Here is a 22,228-nt window from a genome sequence, read left to right on the forward strand (position 1 = left end):
TGTCGTCCGACCCGGCCCGGCATCCCGGCGCGGCATCCGGCCGGGACTTTCGCGTCAGACCTCCGGGCGCAGCATCGGAGGGTTGAGCAGCGTGGCTCCGCCGGCCCGGAAGAGCTGGGCGGGGCGGCCGCCCTGGCGTGTGGTGGTGCCTCCGGTGGGCACGAGGAAGCCCGGCGTGCCCGTCACCTTGCGGTGGAAGTTGCGGGGGTCGAGCGCCACGCCCCACACCGCCTCGTAGACACGGCGAAGCTCGCCGACGGTGAACTCGGTGGGGCAGAACGCCGTGGCCAGTGACGAGTACTCGATCTTGGAGCGGGCGCGTTCCACCCCGTCGGCCAGGATCTGCGCGTGATCGAAGGCGAGCGGCGCGGACGGTTCGCCGTCACGGCCGTAACCGCCCTGCTGCAGCAACTCGTCGACCGGCGCCCAGCGGGCGTTGCTGGCATCGCCTCCCGCGCGGGGGGCGGGCAGATCGGGGGCCAACGCCAGGTGAGCGACGCTGACCACCCGCATCCGGGGGTCGCGCTTGGGGTCGCCGTATGTCGCGAGCTGCTCCAGGTGTGCGCCGTTGTCCTGCGCGGGAACGGAGGGGTCGTGGGCGCGCAGCCCGGTCTCCTCGGCCAGCTCACGCGCGGCGGCCTGCGCCAGGTCCTCGTCGGCCCGTACGAACCCGCCGGGCAGTGCCCAACGCCCCTGGAACGGCGGTTCGCCCCTGCGCACCGCCAGCGCGCACAGGGCGTGGCGGCGCACGGTCAGCACGACCAGGTCCACGGTGACGGCAAAGGGCGGAAAGGCTGACGGGTCGTAGGGCATGCGGCGATCATAGTCGTCTCCTTGACGATAAACACTCCACTTCGTCAGCCCCATCGGCGGTTGATCCAATTCGGCCCGAAATCAGCCCGACCACCCCGGTCACTTGTCGTGCCGGGTGGCGTCGTACGAGGTCAGGCTCGCAATTGCAGACCTTCGGCCGCCTCCTCGACCATGGCGAGGCCCAGTCGGCTGACGCGTACGGAGAAGGGGGCGCCGGCGACCCGAAGGCCCGTCAGGACGATCTCGCCCAGCGGCGCACTGCGCACGGGCCGCAGTGTGACCGTCCCCGCGGGGGCGTCCGGGCGGATGCCCGCGAGCGCGGTCAACAGCAGCACCCCGGCTGCCGCTGCCGTAGCCGCGGGGCGACAGGCCGCCGGATGCGGGAGGGGAGCGCCTTGGTCGGTGCGCCGCTCCCCCGCGTACATCTCGGGCAGCCGGTGTCCGAACGCCTCTGCCGCGCCCAGCAGGCCCCGCAGCAGCGTGCTCGCCTCCTTCTCGTAGTCGGCTGCGGCCAGGCCCGCGACGGCGAGCGCCGTCTCGTGGACTCTCACGGCTCCACTGCGATGACCGAAGGGGTTGTGCCCCGCCTCCTTCGCGCTCAGCCCGCGAAGCCCCCACCCCGAGTCCATGGCGGGCCCGCCGAGCAGCCGGGCGAGCTGTTCGGTCTGCACCTTGTCGAGCAGACCGGGGGCCTGCTCTCCCCCGCCCAGCAGGCCCGTGTCGAGGAGGTGGACGGCGGCGGCGCCGAGATGCGGCACCTGGCGTCCGTCCGGTGCTCGGGCAGCCGCGGGACGGCCGCCGCCCACGTCGTCGATCCAGAAGTCCGCACGGAACGTCGTCCGCAGGGCCCTGGCCCACTGCCGCAGTTCGCCGCCGCCGGGTCTTCCGCAGGTATCGAGGAGATCGGCACCGAGCAGTGCGGCACGGTGGGCGTGCGCCTGGGTCTCGCAGCGGACGGGCCCGCCGGGGCGCGGGTCGCGCAGATAGGTGCCGTCGCCTGCAGTCCTCCGCAGCCAGGTGAGACACCGCTCGGCCGCCGGGAGGAGTTCCTCGGTATCGGGTTCGGGCAGCCCCCAGCGCCGGGCCTCCGCGAGCAGCACGGGGAAGAGCAGCGTGGCCTCCGTGCCTGTGCAACCCGGTGGCAGATGCGGGCCCGCGTCCCGTATCGGCCCGGGGATCATGCCGGACTGCGGTCCCTGGCCTCGGAGTTGGGTGCGGGCGAGGGTGCGCAGCGTGCCCACGGCGAGCCGGGTGCCCAGGGACAGGGTCATCCTGGCCGCGGCGAGGGCCTCGGCCGGGGCCAGGCCGCAGCGCCAGGGCACTCCGGCGGCCAGGTGTGTGTCGGCGGGGTGCGCGGCGTCCCGCAGCAGGAGGGCCTGGAGGTCCTCGATGCTCGTCCGCAGCAGGGCCTCCGCCCTGGGATCGTCACCGGCCGCCCGCGCGGGAGCCAGCGGGCTCGTCGCCGCTCGGCCCACGGCCCGCACGGGTCCCGCCCCGTCCGGACGCACCCGCAGTTCGATGCTCGCGCTGCCGCCCGGAGGCAGTACGAACTCCCAACGCAGCAGCCCCGCGGAGGCCAGCGCGTCGGCGGGCGACGGGTCGGCCGTCACGGTCGAGTTCCCATGGGCGGATGACCAGCGCAGGCCGGAATCGTGGACCGTGGCCGACAGTTCCGGTCCGGGCTTGCCCCACGCGATCGCACCGAGGTCGGCCAAGTCCGTACCCAAAGCAACCTCGACCGGCACACGCAGCGGGCGGACGGCCGCACTGTGCAGCGTGATCCGCTCGGTGCCGTCCGCGTGACGGGTTCGCTCGACGACGACGTCCGGGTCCGGGCCCGCCTGCGGGGAAGTACGCAGCGTGCCCACGAAGCGGGCACGGTCGGCCGCCGTCATCCGGGCTTGGATCGGGAGCGGTTCGCGTCCGGCTACCCGGATCTGACAGCGCGAGAGCACGCGCCGGCCCGCACGGTAGAACCCCTCGAGCCCCCGGCCCGTCAACTGCCCCTGGTCCGTGGAGATGGCGAGGCCCGGGAGGGCCACGCAGATCATGGCGTCGTGAGTGGAGGGCAGGTCGGCCGACCGGCGAGCGGTCGATGGCTGAGCGGACGGGGTGTCTTGAGGCGGACGGGAGCGTCGTGCGTGGTCGGCAGCCGGCGGCGTCCGGTCCGGCCCCGCGGGCCACGACGATGCGGGACTCTGCCTTGTCGGTCTCGTCGGCTGAACAGGGAGCCCGGCCTGTCCTTCCCACCGGTAGGGGCGACTGTCCTGGCCTCCCGTCGGCCGCCAGATAGGGGGAGGGCTCCGGTCCGCCGATCGGGCAGAGACCCGCCCCTGGCCCACCGAGGCCGCCGGGGACCAGCCGTCGCCGACCTGCGGGGAACTGCCGGTGGCCTCGCTCGGAAACCGGGACGTGTGCCGCTCCGCACCGGTCCCGATGGGGGACAGCTCCGTATCCAGCCTGGGTGACGGTACGAGCCCACCGGCTGTCGAGCGATCGTCGGCGGCCGGGAAGGCGGGGGCCGGAGAGGCAGGCCCCGGGGAGGCGGGGGGCGGCTGTGGCATGGGGCGGCTTCCTCTGTGCTCGTTGCGCCTCGGGCGTGTACGGCGCCGGCTGGGGGACCCGGGGAGACAGGGGCGGTGCGGCGGCACAGCCAGTCCAGGCGTTCCGCCACTCAGGTGAACGGGGAGGGACTCCTCGGGGTCACGCCCGTGATGGGGTAACCGCGCTGAATGGTCATCGCGTTCACCGAGGTCGCCTGGCAGGCTGAGGTCCTTCGGGGTGCCGAAGCGCCCACGAGGTCGGCGCCGTTCTCGGCATGAGCCTTCGGCCGGCCTCAGGTGGTTGTGGCGACCCGGATCGCGGAGTTGCTCGTGTGGGCCCGGAACACGGAGCTGCTCGTGGAAACCTGGAGCCCGTAGCAGCTCGTGGATACCCGGAGCACGGAGCAACTCGTGGGCACCCGGAGCACGGAGCAACTCGTGGATACCCGGACAACGGACGCCGCTCCCTTGTTGGTGCCCGCGCCTCCCACCGCGACTGCCGTCACCTCCACGGCATCGATCGGTGCTCTGCCCGCTACGTCCGCCGCCTCCACACCATCGGTGAGTGCTCTGCCCGTAACGGCTCACGCCTCCCCCTCGGCGGCGGCGTTTCCGGGACGCACACCGTCCGGACGGGGCCCGCTCCGACGCGCAGTTCCCTTCCTTGGGGTGTGCGGAGCCGCGCTCTTCGGCGTGCGCGCAGCCGTGCGCTTCGAGATACCCGCGGCCGTGCCACCCGGCCGCGGGGCACCGGGATGCGTGCCTGCCGGGGTACGCGGGCGCGAGACGCTTGTAGCTCGCTCTCGCCCGGCGCCCCGTGAGGAGCGCGGGAAACTGCCGCTGGGACCCGCAACGTGCCGAGACCGGCGGCGATCATCCGGGCCAGACATCGGCTTGGACTCAGCTGCCGCCGCCTGATCCGGTTCTTCGGCGGCCTCCGGCCCGTCGAGCCGCCCGGCACGCGTCCCCCCACGGCCCACACGTTCGGCGCGCAGGCAACGGCGAATCGACTCGGGGTCCAGTCCCTCGTTGCAGGCCTGGTGCAGGAGGCGCGCGAAGAGGTAGTCGGTGTCGGCGCCGAGTGCCATGGCAAGGGCCTCTCGGGCCTCCAGATCGTCGCCGGTGGACCAGGCGACCCACCCGGCGAGGGTGAGGGGCGGCGCGGCGTACTCGCGGTACGGTCCGACGCAGCGGCGGGCCAGCGCTCGCCAGAGCCGGAGGGCTGGGCCGGCCTCGTCCCCCTCCATCCACTCGGCCGCGCGGTCGCGGGTCGAGCGGTCCTGCAGGCCCAGAATGAGCCTCGCGGCTTCGTCGTGTCCGAGCAGTTCGTCGTCGCGGAGATCCGCGGTGAGCGTTCCGGACACGGACGGGGCCGCGGCGAACCGGTCCAGGAGCCGCTCGGCGAGCTCCAGAGTCTCCTCCGCCACGCCCGCGCGGGTCGCGTCGTCGAGGATCCTGGGGACCAGCGCCATACCGACGGTGTCCAGGACGATCTCCTGTTCCAGGGCCGCTGCGGTCTCCCAGGGCAACAGCCTGGCCTGCAACTCACGCAGCGTGCCGCGCACCTGAAGTCCGGCGTACGTGGCCGCGGCGGCCAACACGGATGTGCCGGGCAAGCCCATCGCCTGGCCCTCGGGCGGGCAGCACTCCCCCTTGTCGCAGCAGTACGACCAGAAGCGACCGTCGGAGATGCACAGGGCCTCGATCACCGGGACGTCCAGGTTGCCGCAGGCGACGCGCATCTTCTGGGCCAGTGGCCGCAGCCGTTCCATGACCTGTCGGCCCGTCTCGCCCTTTGCCGGTTCCTGGCAGAGGAAGGCGACCATCTGCTCGGCACGGGCTCCCCTGCGCTCGCTGCCGCTCACCAGCCCGTGGGCCAGCTGCCTGGCCGCGGCGTCCCAGTCGTCCGTACTCGCGGGAATGCCGAGCCGGGCCCGGCCACCGAACCGGCCGCGGCCATCCCTGTCGTGCAGAGCGACGAGCACGATGCTGTCCTCGGGGCGGTACCCGAGGAGATACGGCAATGCGTCGGCCAGTTCTGCCGGGGTGCGCAGCGTGACCTGGTGCTCGGCCGGGTGCCCTTCGTAAGGGGTGCAGTCGGGTTGGTCCGCTTGTTGCGCGAGCCCTGGGTGCTTGTCATGTCCAGCCCGCACCTCACGCCTTCGCTGGACCTCCTGCACCTCGCGCATATCGCGCGTTTCAGGCACGTCGTGCACGCCCGGCACGGCGGGTACGTCGTTCGGTTCGGTTGCCCGTGGGGCGAGGTGCTGCTCACCGCCCCCGTTGCCGTCGTTTTCGGGCGATCCAGTCGCTTCGCTGTGGTTCGTCATGCGCAGACGATCTCGCGGATCGCGAGGCTCCGCTTTGCCCTGTGGATAAGTCCGATCAGGGACACGACAGCATGGCTACGGCGAGGGCCGATCCCGCTCCCCGCCCGGCCCCCGCCCCGGCCCCGGCCCCGGCCCCGGCCCAGCCCAGCCCAGCCCAGCCCAGCCCAGCAAGGGTCAGCCGCAGTACCGCGATAGCTGGGCCCGACACCCCACACGCCAATACCCCGACTCCGCAACCTCGGATCCGCCGCACACCGCCGGGCCCGAAATCCACATCCCGCCCCCGCCCGGCCCCCTTCTGTCAGTGGCGTCCTGTTGTATGGGACGCATGGAGCACACGAGCAACGCGGATCTCCGGGCGGCCGCCGACGCGGTCCTCGCACGCCTCGTCGGGGACGCCACCGGCGCGGCCCGGCTGCGTGAGGACCAGTGGCGGGCAATCGAGGCGCTGGTCGCCGACAAACGCCGGGCCCTGGTCGTGCAGCGCACGGGGTGGGGCAAGTCCGCGGTCTACTTCGTGGCCACGTCGCTGCTGCGGGCCAGGGGCAGCGGACCGACCGTGATCGTCTCCCCGTTGCTCGCGCTGATGCGCAACCAGGTCGAGGCCGCGGCCCGCGCCGGCATCCACGCACGGACCATCAACTCCTCCAACACCGAGGAATGGGACACCATTCAGGACGAGATCGCCGCGGGCGAGGTCGATGTGCTGCTGGTCTCCCCGGAACGCCTCAACAACCCGGACTTCCGCGATCAGGTCCTGCCCAAGCTGGCCGCGGCGACCGGTCTTCTCGTGGTGGACGAGGCGCACTGCATCTCGGACTGGGGCCACGACTTCCGGCCCGACTACCGGCGACTGCGCACCATGCTCTCCGATCTCCCGCCCGGAGTGCCCGTACTCGCGACGACCGCCACCGCCAACGCCCGCGTGACCGCCGATGTCGCCGAGCAACTCGGTACCGGGGGCACCACGGACGCCCTGGTGCTGCGCGGTCCACTGGACCGGGACAGCCTGAGTCTGAGTGTGTTGCGGCTGCCGGACGCCGCGCACCGTATGGCATGGCTCGCCGACCACCTCGATGAACTACCGGGCTCGGGCATCATCTACACGCTCACGGTGGCCGCCGCCGAGGAGGTCACGGCCTTCCTGCGGCATCGCGGCCACACGGTCGCCTCCTACACCGGCAAGACGGAGAACGCCGACCGTCAGCAGGCCGAGGACGACCTGCTCGGCAACAAGGTCAAGGCCCTGGTCGCCACCTCCGCACTCGGCATGGGCTTCGACAAGCCCGACCTCGGCTTCGTCGTGCACCTCGGCTCGCCCTCCTCCCCCATCGCCTACTACCAGCAGGTCGGCCGCGCGGGCCGCGGCGTGGAGCACGCCGAGGTACTCCTCCTTCCAGGCCAGGAGGACGAGGCGATCTGGCATTACTTCGCCTCGCTCGCCTTCCCCTCGGAGGACCTGGTGCGCCGTACTCTCGACGTCCTCGCGCGGGCGGAGAGGCCACTGTCGCTGCCCGCCCTGGAGCCCCTGGTGGAGCTTCGCCGCTCCCGCCTGGAGACCATGCTCAAGGTCCTCGACGTGGACGGAGCGGTCCGGCGGGTCAAGGGCGGATGGATCGCGACCGGACAGCCGTGGACGTACGAGACCGACCGGTACGACTGGGTCGCCCAGCAGCGCAAGGCCGAGCAACAGGCGATGCGCGAGTACGCCTCGACGACGGGCTGCCGGATGGAGTTCCTGCAGCGTCAGCTCGACGACGAGGGGGCCAAGGCCTGCGGTCGCTGCGACAACTGTGCGGGGGCGCGCTTCACTGCCGATACTTCCACGGTCGCGTTGGACGCCGCGCGCGTCGACCTCGGCCGGGCGGGAGTGGAGGTCGAGCCGCGCCGTATGTGGCCGACCGGTCTGCCGTCGATCGGCGTCGACCTCAAGGGACGCATCCCGGCCGGTGAACAGGCCGCACCGGGACGGGCGTTGGGACGACTGTCGGACATCGGCTGGGGCAACCGGCTGCGACCGATGCTCGCACCCCACGCCCCGGACGGCCCCGTGCCCGACGACGTGGCCAAGGCGATCGTGGATGTACTGGTCGACTGGGCCAAGGGACCGGGCGGCTGGGCCTCCGGGGCTCAGGACGCCCCACCGCGCCCGGTCGGCGTCGTCATGGTCGCCTCGCGCACGCGTCCGCAACTGATCAACTCACTGAGCGCACGCATCGCAGAGGTCGGCAGACTCCCCCTACTGGGTTCCCTCCAATACACCGGCGAGGCACCACAGGCCTCGCGAAGCAACAGCGCCCAGCGCCTCAAAGCACTCGACGGCGCGCTGACCGTGCCGCCCGCCCTGGCATCGGCCCTCACCGAGACCCCGGGCCCAGTGCTGTTGGTGGACGACTTCACCGAGACCGGCTGGACCCTGGCGGTCACGGCCCGCATGCTCCGACGCGCCGGTGCGCAGGGGGTTATGCCGCTGGTCCTGGCCGTGCAGGGTTGATTAGCCTGGCCAGGCCGGAGTGACGGTGTTGGCCGTGCCGGAGTGATGGTCCTGGCCGTGCACGGTTGATCGCATGCCCATCGCGCGCACGTCGCACGAGATGCCCGTCCGAGACATCCGCGCTGCACGAATCCCAGCCCACACCGGGTCGTACTCGGGACGCCTCATGCATCAACGCGGTGCGACCTGGTGGTGCACGGTCGTCCCGTGCGTCGCACGGTGACGCGGTGGGTAGGGATATAACCCGCGCACCACCAGATATCGGTCGGTGGCCCCAATTGCTCGTTGCCGCATTCAGGTTCGACAGGAAGAATTGAAGTCCGCTCCCCGCACGGCTCGTCCGTGATCCGGTAGGGCTCTGCTGCGGTGTGCGCTCCCCCTAATCCGACCTCGCCCGCAGTGTGGGCGCGTAGCCGAAGGGAGGACCGTGACCTTCGGATTCGCTCCGTCCTCCGCGGCATCCATGTCGACGTCAGCCGACCTGTCCGCCGCATCCGCCAACCCCCTGGCCCGCATGCTCGAACCCGCGGAGTGGGCTGCCGCGGGAATCCCACTGCTGCGCAACCCTCGCGAGGTCGTCAGCGGTCTGCACTCACGGCACCGCCCCGGGCCGGCGACCGCGATCGTGGCCGTCCTCGACGCGGACGAGCGGCTGCGGGCGAGCGCCTCCTTCACCCGCCGCCCGGCTCCGGCCGACGGCTGGATGTTCCGCAACGCACTGCTTGCCCAGTTGCGCCGCGTCATCCCGCACGACCTGCGGCGCCGAACTCCGGTACGCACCGCGGTGCTCCTCTACTGCCGCGAGGGCGACGCCCGTTGGACGGAGGAGGACGGCGCGTGGATGTGGGGACTGCGTGACGCCTGCACCCTGCACGGCCTGCGCTGCGGGGCGTACATCACGCTGACCCGTGACGGCTGGCAGGTCCTCGGCGAGGGTCGTGGCGGCCGCCGACCCAACGCCGACTCGCCGCCGGAGCCCTTCGCCACATCCGAGTCACCGCCCCCACTGCCACGCACCGGCGGCGCCGCCTCGGAGGTCCTGCGGCGCGCGGCGGCTCGCTGAGGGCACTGACAGGAGCTCTCGGCCGACCGCACAGTGGCGCCGTACTGCGTACGCGATACGACGGTCCGGGTACGACGGCAAGTCCGCCGCGCCCGAGCCCACCCCGAGCACCGCCGAGCCGCCTAACCTCCTAGCCGCCGAAGGGGACGGCGACGGCGACCGGGACAGCTCACCTGATGAACCGGTCCGGCTGTTCCCTCACAGGCACCTCCGCAGCGTTGTACGTCAGGCAAGTCGCGCTGCCGGCGTGTCCTGACGCCCCACGACCACGCATCGGTACGCCGTGGACCTGCACCCCGCACCAACGGGGGCGGCGCACGGCGAGCGCTCCACGTGTCCGCGTACGCCGAAAGACCCGCCGTGCAGACGCCACCTCAGCGGCGCTCCGTCCGCCGGTGTCCTGCGGAGTGTCCCCCCACACGAGCCGGAACCGACTCAGACGCCCGCGCCCAGCACCGAGTTGATGCGCTGCGGGTCGCCGCAGACGATCAGCAGGGCGCCTGCTTGGCCGAGGGCCAGGGGCAGGGCGGTGGCGGCAGCGGTGTCGGGACCGCCGTTGACGGCGACCACGACCACGGGACGCGCCGTGGCACGGCCCGCAACGGAGGCATCGGCGTAGAAGACGTCGTCACCCGCGTCGTGCTGCGCCCAGTAGGAGCTTTCACCGAAGGACAGCTCGTGGGCGGCCCATGGGTGCTGTTCACCCGTGGTGATCACCAGCACGTCGCCGGGGGCACGGCCCGACTCCAGGAGCAGGTCGACGGCTTCCTCGGCAGCGTCGAGCGCTCCCTCGGGCAAGGCCGGGATCAGCTGGATCTGCGGGGTCGCCGCAGCCGGGGCTGAGGGGGCGGGGGCAACAGGGCCCGACGGTCCGGGCTTGGCCACGGCCACGTCACGTGGCGCACGTTGCGCCGGCGGCACGGGCCGCGGGGGCCCGGGGCGGCCGGGACGCGACGGAGCCGCGGAGCGGGGGCCGGGTACGGGGCGGGGGGTCGGCGCGGTGCGGCCGCTGGCCGGAGTGGCGCGGGGACCCTGGGCACTCTCGTGAATCTGAGGCTCCTCGGGAATGAGAGGCATGAGCTGATGTTTATCAAACGCTGGTACGGCTCGCGTCGGCGGGTGGCACACAAGTGCGAGCGGAATCGTCAGAAATCGAAGCCGAGCTGCCCTTCGATCTCCGGAACGCTTCCTTCCACCCAGCTGCGGACCTTCTTGAGGTGCCGCCACTGGGGCAGCGCATCAAGATACGCCCACGACAACCGGTGGTACGGGGTGGGCCCCCGCTCCGCCAGTGCGGCCTTGTGCACGGGCGACGGATACCCGGCGTTGTCCGCAAAACCGAAGTCTGCATGGTCGATACCCAGTTCGGCCATCATTTTGTCGCGCTGAACCTTGGCGATCACCGAGGCCGCTGCGACCGCCACGCACGACCGGTCGCCCTTGATCACCGTGCGCACCTTCCAGGGAGCACCGAGATAGTTGTGCTTCCCGTCGAGGATCACGGCGTCAGGGCGAACCGGCAAGGTCTCCAGAGCGCGCATCGCCGCGAGCCGCAGCGCGGCCGTCATCCCCAGGTCGTCGATCTCCTCCGGCGAGGCGTGCCCGAGGGCGAACGATGTCACCCACGTCCGCAGCTCCTCGGCGAGCTCGGTGCGCCGTTTGACGGTGAGCAGCTTGGAGTCGGTGAGACCCGTGGGGGGCCGGCGCAGTCCGGTGACCGCCGCGCAGACGGTGACGGGGCCGGCCCAGGCACCGCGCCCGACCTCGTCGACACCGGCAATGATCTTCGCTCCGGTCGTGGCTCGAAGGGAGCGCTCGACGGTGTGAGTAGGCGGTTCGTACGGCATGGCGCCCTTAGCGTACGCCGCCCGGAACCTGCTTCGACACCCTGGTTCACCGAAGCAACCTCCAGGCCGGTACGGCGATGGTTCAGAGACCTGTCGGACGGAGCAGAGGAACCATCAACTGGTCGATCATCTCCTCCAGATCCCGATCATTCCATTCGCTTGCGCACATCTTTGATCGGTACATCATCATCGCCGGAATGGCATCGAAGACGTAACTGTTCGCTGCGTCGGCCCGCACTTCTTCCCGCTCAATCCCACGGGTGATGACCTCACGGAGCAACCTGATGGTCGGCTCCACGACGCCCTCGAAGATCACTCCATGGAAGCGTTCGGCCTGGAGGCTGTCGCATTCGTGAATCACCGATCGCAGGGCGAAACCGGGGCGCGAGAACATCGCCTCTCGCGCCTGTCGGCACAGCTCGAGCAGATCCTCGCGCACGCTCCCCAGGTCGGGAGCAGACTCGAAGCGCGGCAGCCCGGCACGCAGCGCATCGGCGACGAGGTCCTCCTTGGACGGCCAGCGGCGATAGACCGCGGCCTTTCCGGTCTGGGCGCCGGCGGCGACGCCCTCCATGGTGAGGCCGTTCCAGCCGACCGTACTGAGCTGTTCCAGCGCGGCATCGAGGATCGCGCGTTCGAGTACGGCGCCGCGCCGACGGAGGGAGGCGGTCCGAGCGGGGGCGGCCGTCCAGCGCGAGGTAACCATCTGAGCGTCTCCAACGAACAAGGGAAGCGGGGATTCCGGGGGCACGGGTACATCGCGCGGCAACTGCGGGGGATTCAGCGCGCGATGACGACATCAGTGAACGCTTGCGTTCACTACTGGGGGCTCACTACGGTTGACGCGACAGTGAACGCAAGCGTTCACTAAGGCACTTGTGGGGGACCCATAGTGACAACCTCTCAGTTGATCAAGGACCAGAAACCAGGTGCGGCCCGCCGGGAGGGGCATCCCGGCATCGCGCTCACCGTCATCGCGGCCTGCCAACTCATGGTGGCACTCGACGCGACGATTGTGAACATTGCACTCCCGCACATTCAAGACGCGCTCAAGTTCAGCACCACCGACCTCACCTGGGTCGTCAGCGCCTACACACTCACCTTCGGCGGTCTGCTGCTTCTCGGCGGCCGCGCTGGTGACATCCTGGGCCGCCGCCGGGTGTTCATGGCCGGCATCCTGCTGTTCACCCTCGCCTCGCTGCTCGGCGGACTCGCCCAGGAACCCTGGCAGTTGCTGGCCGCGCGCGTGCTCCAGGGCATGGGTGGCGCGATTGCCTCGCCCACTTCGCTGGCGCTCATCACCACCACGTTCCCCGAAGGCCCGGAACGCAACCGCGCGTTCGGCGTCTTCGCCGCCGTCTCCGCAGGCGGTGGCGCCATCGGTCTGCTCACGGGCGGCATGCTCACCGAGTGGCTCGACTGGCGGTGGGTGCTCTTCGTCAACGTGCCGATCGGCATCCTGATCGCGGTGCTCGCGCCGCTGTACATCAGCGAGTCCGAACGGCACAGCGGCCGCTTCGACATAGCGGGCGCACTGACCTCCACGGCAGGCATGGCATCCCTGGTCTACGGCTTCATCCGCGCGGCGGACGAAGGCTGGCGGGATAACCTGACCATCGGGTCCTTCGCAGCCGCGGTGGTCCTGCTGCTGGCCTTCGCGTTCATCGAGTCGCGGGCCAAGGAGCCCATAACCCCGCTCAGGATGTTCGCCGACCGCAACCGCTCGGGCACGTATGTGATCATGCTGAGCCTGGCTGCGGCGATGTTCGGGATGTTCTTCTACATCGTGCTCTTCGTGCAGAACGTGCTGCAGTACAGCCCGATCGAGGCCGGTCTCGCCTTCCTGCCGGTGACGGTCGTGATCGCACTCGGCGCGGGCCTGTCGCAGCGCTTCCTGCCGGTGCTCGGCCCCAAGCCGTTCATGCTCGTGGGCTCGGCCCTCACGGCGATCGGGCTGGCCTGGCAGACCCTGATCAGCGCCAGCAGCTCGTACGCCGGCGGAGTACTCGGGCCGATGCTGTTGTTCGGCTTCGGCATGGGCCTGAACTTCGTGACGCTGACGGTCACCGCGGTCTCCGGCGTCGCCCAGCACGAGGCCGGTGCCGCGTCCGGGCTGCTCAACGCCACGCAGCAGGTGGGTGGTTCGCTCGGCCTGTCCATCCTGACGACGGTGTTCGGCTCGGCCAGCAAGGACGAGGCGGAGAAGCAGCTGCCGAAGTTCATGGCGGAGGGATCCGCCGAGCAGAAGGCGGAGTTCGCCAAGACCCAGCAGCTGCCCGGACCGTGGGGACACGAGGTGCTCACGCAAGGCATCTCGACCGGCTTTGTGGCGGCCGCCGCGATGGCCGTACTCGCCCTCGCCACCGCGTGGTTGGTGATCCGGGTCCGCAAGAGCGATCTGGACGCCCTCGCCGGAACCTCGGGTCCGATGGCCGGCTGAACCGGCCGGACCCGCGAAAGGCCGCGGGTGGCCGGATCGCCTCCGGGGGACCGACAGGGAGGACGACGAGCCGGCCACCCGCACCACCGCCACAGAGGCCGACGTCCGGCAGGCTCCGGTGGCGCGGGAAAGCCGAAGCCCGCTCGCCGCGGCAGCGACGGCGACGGCGACGGCGACCGCGACCGCGACCGCGAAGAACAACAGGGCCGACACCAACATGAGCTCCACAGCTCCACCCCCTGCGCCCGTCGTCCGTCACCTGCGCGTGCGGCCCCAGCGGTCGCACACCCACTGCCACGACAACGCAGGTGTGATTACGCAGAGTTCCCGGCAGGCACAGAAAGTTATGGGGGATTACAACAGGAGCGGACTCCGGCAGGGCAAGAATCCCGCGCTACGCCGAGGTCGGCATCCACGTCGGGAGTGCCTCGACACGCTCCACCCACTCGGCCGGCACCGACCCGGCCTTCCCGGAGCCGATCACGCCGCCCACGATGGCGCATGTGGTGTCCACGTCACCGCCGACCTGCGCGGTCGTCCAGAAGGCCTGCTCGTAGTCACCGAGAGCCCGCGCGGCCGACCAGAGCGCGAAGGGCACCGTGTCGTGGGCGGTCGTACGGCGCCCGCAGCCCAGAACGGCCGCGACAGTGGCCGCGTCAGCGTAGTCGAGCATGTCCCTGGCGCGCCGCAGGCCCGCGCCCACCGCACTCTTCGGGACGAGAGCGACGACATCGTCGAGAAGTGATTCAGGGCTCGGCGGGCCACCGGGGGCGGCGGCCAGCGCGGCAGCCGCGGCGACGGCCATGGCGCCGACGACGGCCTCGCGGTGCTGATGGGTGGGGTAGGCCGAGATCTCGGCCTGGTGGGTCGCCTGCTCGGGGTCGTCCGCGTACCAGGCACCCAGGGGCGCGATCCGCATCGCGGCGCCGTTGCCCCAGGAGCCTTGCCCGTTGAAGAGGGCGGCCGAGAGCTCGCGCCAGTCCCCGCCTTCCCGGATCAGGCGCAGCAACCGGTTGACCGCAGGGCCGTAGCCCCGGTCGAAGTCGTGGTGCTCGGCGAATGAGCGAGCCAGAGCGTCCTGGTCGATGCGGTGATGGGTGGCCAGGACTGCGACCACGGAGCAGGCCATCTCCGTGTCGTCCGTCCACTGCCAGGGGCCGGACGGCAGCTCGCGACGCTTCAGCAGCGGATAGTTCGCCGGCACGAAGAACTGCGAGCCCAGTGCGTCCCCCACCGCGAGCCCGCGCAGGCTGGCGAGGGCGCGGTCCAGGCGCCCTTCGGGAGAGGAGTCAGCGGTCATCGCCCTGCCACTCTATCCGGTGATCCCGTACGGTTCCGGCTCACGCCAGCGTTCGAAAGGCCGGTCAAGCGTGTACTTGCCGTCGTCCCCGAGAACGAGCATCCGCATCTCCGCGTTCCCCGGGTTCGACAGCGACTCGAATTCCGCGACCGTCCAGTGGAACCAGCGCATAGAGAACAGCCGCATCGCCAGGCCATGGGTCACGAGCAGCACGTTCGGCGGATGGTCGGGGGCCTCGAAGCTGCGGTACAGGCTCTCCAGGAAGTTGCCGACCCGGTCGTACACGTCGGCGCCGGACTCGCCCTGGGCGAAGCGGTAGAAGAAGTGGCCGTAGGCGTCCCGGTAGGACTTCTGGAGGCGTACGTCGTCGCGGTCCTGCCAGTTCCCCCAGTCCTGCTCACGCAGCCGGGGCTCCTCACGCACCCGTATGAGCTCGGGATCCAGGTGGAAGGCCCGCAGTGTTTCGTGCGTACGACGGTAGGGCGAGACGTAGACGCTGACGCGCTCGCGTCCGAACACCTCCCGCAGCCGTTTACCCGTCTCCTCGGCCTGCCGCCAGCCCCGCTCGGTCAGGGCCAGGGCGTGGTCGGGTTCACGCTCGTACACGGCGTCATCAACATTGCCCGTTGACTCGCCGTGCCGGACAAGGACGATGCGCCGTGGTCGTGCCATGCCAAAACCCTAGATCGGGTGACGGCCGATCGAGCACTCGTACGGGCCCTATACGGCGCAGGTCACACATTTCCTGCACCACGAGCCACATTAAGGCGCACGGCTAACGGGTTCGGAATTCAAACTGTCCAGGTCGATTCGAGTTCCACGATGTCGCCTGTGAGCGCCGCGACGTCCGCCTCCGTCTGGGCTCGCAACGCCAGTCGCTCCACGCGCTCGGTGCGGTACTTGCCGTGCTCCGCGGCCGACCGCCACATCGACAGCACCAGGAACTCATGGCCCGGCGCCTCGCCGAAGAGGCCGCGGATCATGCCCGGGGAGCCGGCCATCGCAGGGTTCCAGACCTTCTCCTGCATGAGCGTGAAGTGCTCTGCACGGTCCTCGTGGACACGGCAGTGAGCCACTCGGACGAGGTCCGCGTCGGTGAAGCGCGGCTCGAACCCGGTCTTCACGTCGAAGCGGTAGTCGAAGAGTTTGACCTGTATGTCCTTGTAGGTGCCCGACTGGGCCGCCGCCAGCCTGTCGTGGGAGCGGGCCATGAAGGAGTCGTAGAAAGATCGGCTCTCCCAGAACGAGAAGATGTGCACGACCCCCTGCCGCCCCCGACTCCAGCCACCACCCTGCCCCCGAAACCCCGGCTCCCCCAGAAGCCCCGCCCATTTTCGCTGCCCCCGCTCGAAACCGCGGCGGTCCACCACGGTGCAGCGAATCCACTTGACCAGCACCGCGCCATGGTAAGGCCACGGAGCGTGGCGTCGGTCACGCTCGACAGGAGAGCTCCCCGGCACACGCTCCCGCGCGCGTGGCAGGATGGACAACCGGCCTTGTCTGCTGGGCAGTTAGGGCAGAGGGCATACGCGGAACGGGGAAGGGGAGCCTGGTGAACGCCATCAACAAGGGGATCCGGAAGGTCGAGATCTCAGTCAAGTGGGACCCGAGTCCGGCTGGGCAGCCGCCCACCGACCTGGACCTCGTCGCCGCGACCTACCTGGCGAGCGATCCGTACGGCGATCCCGCCTATGTGGTGCACTTCGACAGCCGCTCGCCCGACGGCACCATCTATCTCAACCGGGACAGCAAGGACGGCAAGGGCTTCGGCTGGGACGAGGTCCTGACCGTGGAGCTCGACCGGCTCGACAGCCGGTACGCGCGCGTGCTGGTCGGAGTCGTGATCCAGCAGCGCCCCTCGACGCGCACCTTCGTCAGCGTCATCAAGCCGGCCCTGCGCATCCGCGAGGGCTACACCGTCATGGCCGAGGACGACTTCGGTGGCGTCCTCGGGTCGACGGCGGCCACGGTCGCGGAGTTCGTACGCCAAGGGTCGGGCACCTGGGACTTCCATCCGGGCATCCACGGTTTCGAGGACGACCCGGTGACGTTCACAGCGACCATGGGCAGGACCCGCCAGCCCTGACAATCGCTTCGCAGGCTCGCGGGGACAGTACGACGAAGAGGGGCGCCGGCATGTGGTCGGCGCCCCTCTCGCGTGACTTTCGTCAGGGCCTCTCAAGGGCTACCCGACGTTCGGGGACGAGCCCCGCGGCGTCAGCTGCAGCCGCTGGTCGAGCCGCAGCCCTCGCAGATGTAGCAGGAACCGGCCCGCTGCATCTTCGTGCCGCAGGAGAAGCACAGCGGAGCGTCGGCCTGGATACCCAGCTGCATCTCCACCAGCTCGGCGCTGGTGTGCGCCTGCTGCGGAGCGGGCTTGGCCGCCTCGACCTCGGCCTTCGGCGTGGCGACGGCCTTCAGCTCCTGGGCGCGCGGCGCCGACTGGGCCAGGCCCTCCACGTCGACCTCGTCCTCGGACGGCTCGTACGAACCGGTCTCCAGGTGACGCTGACGCTCCTCGGCGGAGTGGATGCCGAGCGCGGAACGCGTCTCGAAGGGCAGGAAGTCGAGCGCCAGGCGACGGAAGATGTAGTCGACGATCGACTGCGCCATCCGCACGTCCGGGTCGTCCGTCATGCCGGCCGGCTCGAAGCGCATGTTGGTGAACTTCGAGACGTACGTCTCCAGCGGCACGCCGTACTGAAGGCCGACGGAGACCGCGATGGAGAAGGCGTCCATCATGCCCGCGAGGGTCGAGCCCTGCTTGGACATCTTCAGGAAGACCTCGCCGAGACCGTCGTCGGGGTAGGAGTTGGCGGTCATGTAGCCCTCGGCGCCACCGACCGTGAAGGACGTGGTGATGCCGGGGCGGCCCTTCGGGAGGCGCTTGCGGACCGGGCGGTACTCGACGACCTTCTCGACCGTCTCACGGATGGTGGCCTCGGCCTTCTCCGTGATCTCGGTCTTCTCCTTCTCCTTGGTCTTGGCGGAGAGGGGCTGGCCGACCTTGCAGTTGTCGCGGTAGATCGCGAGCGCCTTGACGCCGAGCTTCCAGGCCTCGAAGTAGATCTCCTCGACCTCCTCGACGGTCGCCGACTCCGGCATGTTGACCGTCTTGGAGAGCGCGCCGGAGATCCAGGGCTGGATCGCGGCCATCATGCGGACGTGGCCCATCGCGGAGATGGAGCGCTCGCCCATGGCGCAGTCGAAGACCTCGTAGTGCTCGTGCTTGAGGCCGGGGGCGTCGACGACATTGCCGTGGTCGGCGATGTGGGCGACGATCGCCTCGATCTGCTCCTCCTGGTAGCCCAGGCGGCGCAGGGCCTGCGGGACGGTGCCGTTGACGATCTGCATCGAGCCGCCGCCGACCAGCTTCTTGAACTTGACCAGGGCGAGGTCGGGCTCGAGGCCGGTGGTGTCGCAGGACATCGCGAGACCGATGGTGCCGGTCGGGGCGATGACGGACGCCTGGGAGTTACGGAAACCGTTCTTCTCACCGAGGCGCAGCACGTCCTGCCAGGCCTCCGTGGCGGCGGCCCAGATCGGCGTGTCCAGGTCGTCCATGCGGACGGCCACGCCGTTGGCGTCGGCGTGCTGCTTCATGACGCGCAGGTGCGGCTGGGCGTTGCGGGCGTAGCCGTCGTACGGGCCGACGACCGCGGCGAGTTCGGCGGAGCGGCGATACGACGTGCCGGTCATCAGGGAGGTGATGGCACCGGCGAGGGCACGTCCGCCGTCCGAGTCGTACGCGTGGCCGGTCGCCATCAGCAGGGCGCCGAGGTTGGCGTAGCCGATGCCGAGCTGGCGGAACGCGCGCGTGTTCTCGCCGATCTTCTGCGTCGGGAAGTCCGCGAAGCAGATGGAGATGTCCATCGCGGTGATGACGAGCTCGACGACCTTCGCGAAGCGCTCGACCTCGAAGGACTGGTTTCCCTTGCCGTCGTCCTTCAGGAACTTCATCAGGTTCAGCGAGGCCAGGTTGCAGGACGTGTTGTCCAGGTGCATGTACTCGCTGCAGGGGTTCGAGCCGTTGATACGGCCGGACTCCGGGCAGGTGTGCCAGTGGTTGATGGTGTCGTCGTACTGGATGCCCGGGTCGGCGCAGGCCCAGGCGGCCTCGGCCATCTTGCGGAACAGCGCCTTGGCGTCGACCTCTTCGATGACCTCGCCGGTCATCCGCGCGCGGAGGCCGAACTTGCCGCCCTCCTCGACCGCCTTCATGAACTCGTCGTTCACGCGCACCGAGTTGTTGGCGTTCTGGTACTGGACGGACGTGATGTCGTCGCCGCCCAGGTCCATGTCGAAGCCCGCGTCACGCAGGGCGCGGATCTTCTCCTCTTCCTTCACCTTGGTCTCGATGAAGTCCTCGATGTCGGGGTGGTCGACATCGAGGATGACCATCTTGGCGGCGCGGCGGGTGGCACCGCCCGACTTGATCGTTCCTGCGGAGGCGTCGGCGCCGCGCATGAAGGAGACGGGGCCGGAGGCGTTGCCGCCGGAGGACAGCAGCTCCTTGGAGGAGCGGATGCGGGAGAGGTTCAGGCCGGCGCCGGAGCCGCCCTTGAAGATCATGCCCTCTTCCTTGTACCAGTCGAGAATCGACTCCATGGAGTCGTCGACGGCCAGGATGAAGCAGGCGGAGACCTGCTGCGGCTGGGGCGTACCGACGTTGAACCAAACCGGGCTGTTGAAGCTGAAGATCTGGTGCAGGAGGGCGTAGGCCAGCTCGTGCTCGAAGATCTCGGCGTCGGCGGGCGAGGCGAAGTACTTGTAGTCCTCGCCGGCCTTCCGGTACGTCTTCACGATGCGGTCGATGAGCTGCTTCAGGCTCACCTCGCGCTGCGGAGTGCCGACGGCACCGCGGAAGTACTTGCTGGTGACGATGTTGACCGCGTTCACCGACCAGAAGTCGGGGAACTCGACGCCGCGCTGCTCGAAGTTGACCGAGCCGTCGCGCCAGTTGGTCATGACGACGTCACGGCGCTCCCAGGCCACCTCGTCGTACGGGTGCACGCCGGGGGTGGTGTGGATGCGCTCGATACGCAGTCCCTTGGCCGCCTTGGTGCCCTTGGCGCGGGAACTCCGTGCCGGACCGCTCGCCGTCTCTGTCATGCCGCCTCCCTGTACGGGCTAAAACGCCCTGAAGTGCCCCGATGTTCCCCGTGGCACGGTGTTCTGTCTGGTGTTGCGGGCACCCTCTGATTGCCGCCCGCAACAGGTCTTTGGTCGCCGCCGCTCGACCGGATCCGGAGTCCGAACCGGGTCCGGCCCGCCCTCAGTCGGCGGCGTTGGCGGGCACGGGGACCTGTGCAGCCCCACCGGACCCGCGGTCGTCTTCCTGGCCCCCCGCGACCACGCCTGCGCCTGCGCCGTCTTCGCGGTCGTCGTCGTCCGCAGCGGGGCGTCCCGTCGCCTCCCTGAGCTCCGCGATCGCGGCCTCGAAGTCCTCGAGCGAGTCGAACGCCCGGTAGACGGAGGCGAATCGCAGATAGGCGACGAGGTCGAGCTCCTGCAACGGGCCGAGTATGGCCAGCCCCACGTCGTGGGTGGTCAGCTCGGCGCTTCCGGTGGCCCGCACCGCCTCCTCGACCCGCTGGCCGAGCTGCGCGAGCGCGTCCTCGGTGACAGGTCGTCCCTGGCATGCCTTGCGCACACCGTTGATGACCTTGGTACGGCTGAATGGCTCAGTGACTCCGGACCGCTTGATCACCATCAGTGAGCACGTCTCCACGGTCGTGAAACGACGGGAGCAATCAGGACACTGGCGGCGCCTGCGGATCGACGTGCCGTCGTCGGTCGTACGACTGTCGACGACGCGGCTGTCGGGGTGCCTGCAGAAGGGGCAGTGCATACTTCCAACCCTCCTCACAGCAGACTCAATAGCCTCGCTGGGCCTCACGGGCCCCTCGAAGCAGCCCCAAGCATAGGCGATCTCCGAGCGTCCGAAGACCCGGGGGACCACAACTTCTGGGTCGCTGCCGCAATCCAACCACTACATGTGGGGATTGGCGCATACACCCACGCTGTACGCGCGTGTCGCGCCTGGAGGGACACGCACCGTACGGCCGCACCGGCGCGCCGCACACCTGAGCGCACAGCCGTATCGCCGCGACACATACGGAGATACGGTGAGCGCCACACGGAGGGGGCGTGGGACTCCCGCACAGATGGGGGTCGGTCACCGTCTGAACTGATGCCGGATGGCAGACTGGGGCGACAACCCACGAGGTCGCCACCCTGGCGGTGAAGAGTACAACAATGGGCCCTTTTGCCCGCCGGGCAGCGCGTCAGCCATACACCCAGACTCATGATCACGTCTGGGGATTCGCGATTTTTCACTCGAACGTGTGTTTGGCGCAACCTTTCGAAAGCAACTACCGTTGTGCAGCAGGGAGACCATCGAGAGGGGCCGACGTGACCACCACCGCAGACAGTGCCACCATCACCGCCCAGGACCGCTCCCAGGGCCGACTTCGAGCCGGTGCATGCGATGAACGAAGCCATGAATCCCGAGGGACACAAGCGGTCCCTCCCGGGCCGACCTCCGGGCATCCGGGCGGACAGCTCGGGGCTCACCGACCGACAGCGCCGTGTGATCGAGGTCATCAGGGATTCGGTGCAGCGGCGTGGGTACCCGCCGTCGATGCGGGAGATCGGCCAAGCGGTCGGCCTGTCCAGCACGTCCTCTGTCGCACACCAGCTGATGGCACTGGAGCGCAAGGGCTTCCTCCGCCGCGACCCGCACCGACCGCGCGCATACGAGGTGCGCGGCTCCGACCAGGCCGCCGTGCAGCCCACGGACACCACCGGCAAGCCCGCAGCGTCGTACGTCCCGCTCGTCGGCCGCATCGCCGCCGGTGGCCCGATCCTCGCGGAGGAGTCGGTCGAGGATGTCTTCCCCCTTCCCCGACAGCTGGTCGGCGACGGCGAGCTGTTCGTCCTTAAGGTCGTCGGTGACTCGATGATCGAGGCCGCGATCTGCGACGGCGACTGGGTCACGGTCCGGCGCCAGCCGGTCGCCGAGAACGGAGACATCGTGGCCGCGATGCTCGACGGCGAGGCCACGGTCAAGCGTTTCAAGCGCGAGGACGGCCACGTCTGGCTGCTCCCGCACAACTCCGCGTACGAGCCGATCCCCGGTGACGACGCGACCATCCTGGGCAAGGTGGTGGCAGTGCTGCGGCGCGTGTGACGGCTGCGGCGGGCGAAGCCGAAGGGCGTCGCCCCCTGACCGGGCCCCGGGACCCCTGCGCCGGTTCCGGGGCCCTGTGCTGTGCGTGGCCTGTGGGCTGCGTGTGGCCCTGAGCTTTGCGGCCCCGCTGACGCTGCGCGGGCCCCACGTAACCGAATTTCCGGATCGGGTGTGGGCCTGTCGCGGCGCCGCGACAGGCCCACACC

General features: G+C 70.0%; 15 protein-coding genes and 1 pseudogene. 5 read left to right on the forward strand and 11 right to left on the reverse strand.

Annotated elements, in window-relative coordinates; all coding sequences use genetic code 11:
- Window positions 1–54: 54 nt before the first annotated feature.
- The 3 genes from QQM39_RS09975 to QQM39_RS09985 form a co-directional block, all read right to left on the reverse strand.
- A complete protein-coding gene (locus QQM39_RS09975; protein WP_301996334.1) occupies window positions 55–813 on the reverse strand; it encodes an NUDIX hydrolase in 759 nt (252 codons plus the stop codon).
- A gap of 131 nt (window positions 814–944) precedes the next feature.
- A complete protein-coding gene (locus QQM39_RS09980; protein ID WP_301996335.1) occupies window positions 945–2,864 on the reverse strand; it encodes a glycogen debranching N-terminal domain-containing protein in 1,920 nt (639 codons plus the stop codon).
- Between the two features lie 1,076 nt (window positions 2,865–3,940).
- Window positions 3,941–5,686 carry a DUF4192 family protein gene (locus tag QQM39_RS09985; protein ID WP_301996336.1) on the reverse strand — a complete coding sequence of 582 codons (1,746 nt, stop codon included), beginning with the start codon at window positions 5,684–5,686 and terminating at the stop codon, window positions 3,941–3,943.
- 328 nt (window positions 5,687–6,014) lie between these two features.
- Between QQM39_RS09985 and QQM39_RS09990 the strand changes: the two genes are divergently transcribed.
- Together QQM39_RS09990 and QQM39_RS09995 are read left to right on the forward strand one after the other, a co-directional pair.
- Window positions 6,015–8,180 carry a RecQ family ATP-dependent DNA helicase gene (locus QQM39_RS09990; protein ID WP_301996337.1) on the forward strand — a complete coding sequence of 722 codons (2,166 nt, stop codon included), beginning with the start codon at window positions 6,015–6,017 and terminating at the stop codon, window positions 8,178–8,180.
- 427 nt (window positions 8,181–8,607) lie between these two features.
- On the forward strand, window positions 8,608–9,243 hold the full coding sequence (locus tag QQM39_RS09995; RefSeq protein WP_301996338.1) for a hypothetical protein: 636 nt from the start codon (window positions 8,608–8,610) through the stop codon (window positions 9,241–9,243).
- 435 nt (window positions 9,244–9,678) lie between these two features.
- On the opposite strand, the gene QQM39_RS10000 is transcribed toward QQM39_RS09995, so the two are convergent.
- From QQM39_RS10000 to QQM39_RS10010, 3 genes are all read right to left on the reverse strand, one after another.
- Window positions 9,679–10,320: a hypothetical protein gene (locus QQM39_RS10000; RefSeq protein WP_301996339.1), complete on the reverse strand. Its 642-nt coding sequence runs from the start codon at window positions 10,318–10,320 to the stop codon at window positions 9,679–9,681.
- A gap of 68 nt (window positions 10,321–10,388) precedes the next feature.
- Complete coding sequence (locus tag QQM39_RS10005; RefSeq protein WP_301996340.1) at window positions 10,389–11,090, reverse strand: ribonuclease HII; 702 nt, start codon at window positions 11,088–11,090, stop codon at window positions 10,389–10,391.
- 82 nt (window positions 11,091–11,172) lie between these two features.
- Window positions 11,173–11,796, reverse strand: a complete 624-nt coding sequence (locus QQM39_RS10010; protein WP_301996341.1) for a TetR/AcrR family transcriptional regulator — start codon at window positions 11,794–11,796, stop codon at window positions 11,173–11,175.
- A gap of 186 nt (window positions 11,797–11,982) precedes the next feature.
- Here QQM39_RS10010 and QQM39_RS10015 point away from each other — a divergent pair, with 186 nt between their 5' ends.
- The gene (locus QQM39_RS10015; protein WP_301996342.1) at window positions 11,983–13,530 is read left to right on the forward strand and encodes an MFS transporter; all 1,548 of its coding nucleotides are present in this window, start codon (window positions 11,983–11,985) and stop codon (window positions 13,528–13,530) included.
- A gap of 394 nt (window positions 13,531–13,924) precedes the next feature.
- Here QQM39_RS10015 and QQM39_RS10020 read toward each other — a convergent pair whose 3' ends face one another.
- The 3 genes from QQM39_RS10020 to QQM39_RS10030 form a co-directional block, all read right to left on the reverse strand.
- Complete coding sequence (locus QQM39_RS10020; RefSeq protein WP_301996343.1) at window positions 13,925–14,830, reverse strand: ADP-ribosylglycohydrolase family protein; 906 nt, start codon at window positions 14,828–14,830, stop codon at window positions 13,925–13,927.
- Window positions 14,831–14,842: 12 nt separating this feature from the next.
- Window positions 14,843–15,502 (reverse strand): histidine phosphatase family protein, encoded by a 660-nt coding sequence (locus tag QQM39_RS10025; protein ID WP_301996344.1) that lies wholly within the window; start codon window positions 15,500–15,502, stop codon window positions 14,843–14,845.
- A gap of 119 nt (window positions 15,503–15,621) precedes the next feature.
- Complete coding sequence (locus QQM39_RS10030) at window positions 15,622–16,227, reverse strand: YdbC family protein (RefSeq protein WP_301996345.1); 606 nt, start codon at window positions 16,225–16,227, stop codon at window positions 15,622–15,624.
- 155 nt (window positions 16,228–16,382) lie between these two features.
- Here QQM39_RS10030 and QQM39_RS10035 point away from each other — a divergent pair, with 155 nt between their 5' ends.
- The gene (locus QQM39_RS10035; RefSeq protein WP_301996346.1) at window positions 16,383–16,916 is read left to right on the forward strand and encodes a TerD family protein; all 534 of its coding nucleotides are present in this window, start codon (window positions 16,383–16,385) and stop codon (window positions 16,914–16,916) included.
- A 131-nt stretch (window positions 16,917–17,047) separates the two neighbouring features.
- On the opposite strand, the gene QQM39_RS10040 is transcribed toward QQM39_RS10035, so the two are convergent.
- Window positions 17,048–19,942 (reverse strand): vitamin B12-dependent ribonucleotide reductase, encoded by a 2,895-nt coding sequence (locus tag QQM39_RS10040; protein ID WP_301996347.1) that lies wholly within the window; start codon window positions 19,940–19,942, stop codon window positions 17,048–17,050.
- 163 nt (window positions 19,943–20,105) lie between these two features.
- Window positions 20,106–20,681 (reverse strand): transcriptional regulator NrdR, encoded by a 576-nt coding sequence (gene nrdR, locus QQM39_RS10045; RefSeq protein WP_301996348.1) that lies wholly within the window; start codon window positions 20,679–20,681, stop codon window positions 20,106–20,108.
- A gap of 563 nt (window positions 20,682–21,244) precedes the next feature.
- On the opposite strand from nrdR, the pseudogene lexA reads away from it, so the two are divergent.
- Window positions 21,245–22,022: pseudogene (gene lexA, locus QQM39_RS10050) on the forward strand (transcriptional repressor LexA).
- Window positions 22,023–22,228 lie beyond the last annotated feature (206 nt).

Source organism: Streptomyces sp. DT2A-34, assembly GCF_030499515.1.
GTDB lineage: Bacteria > Actinomycetota > Actinomycetes > Streptomycetales > Streptomycetaceae > Streptomyces.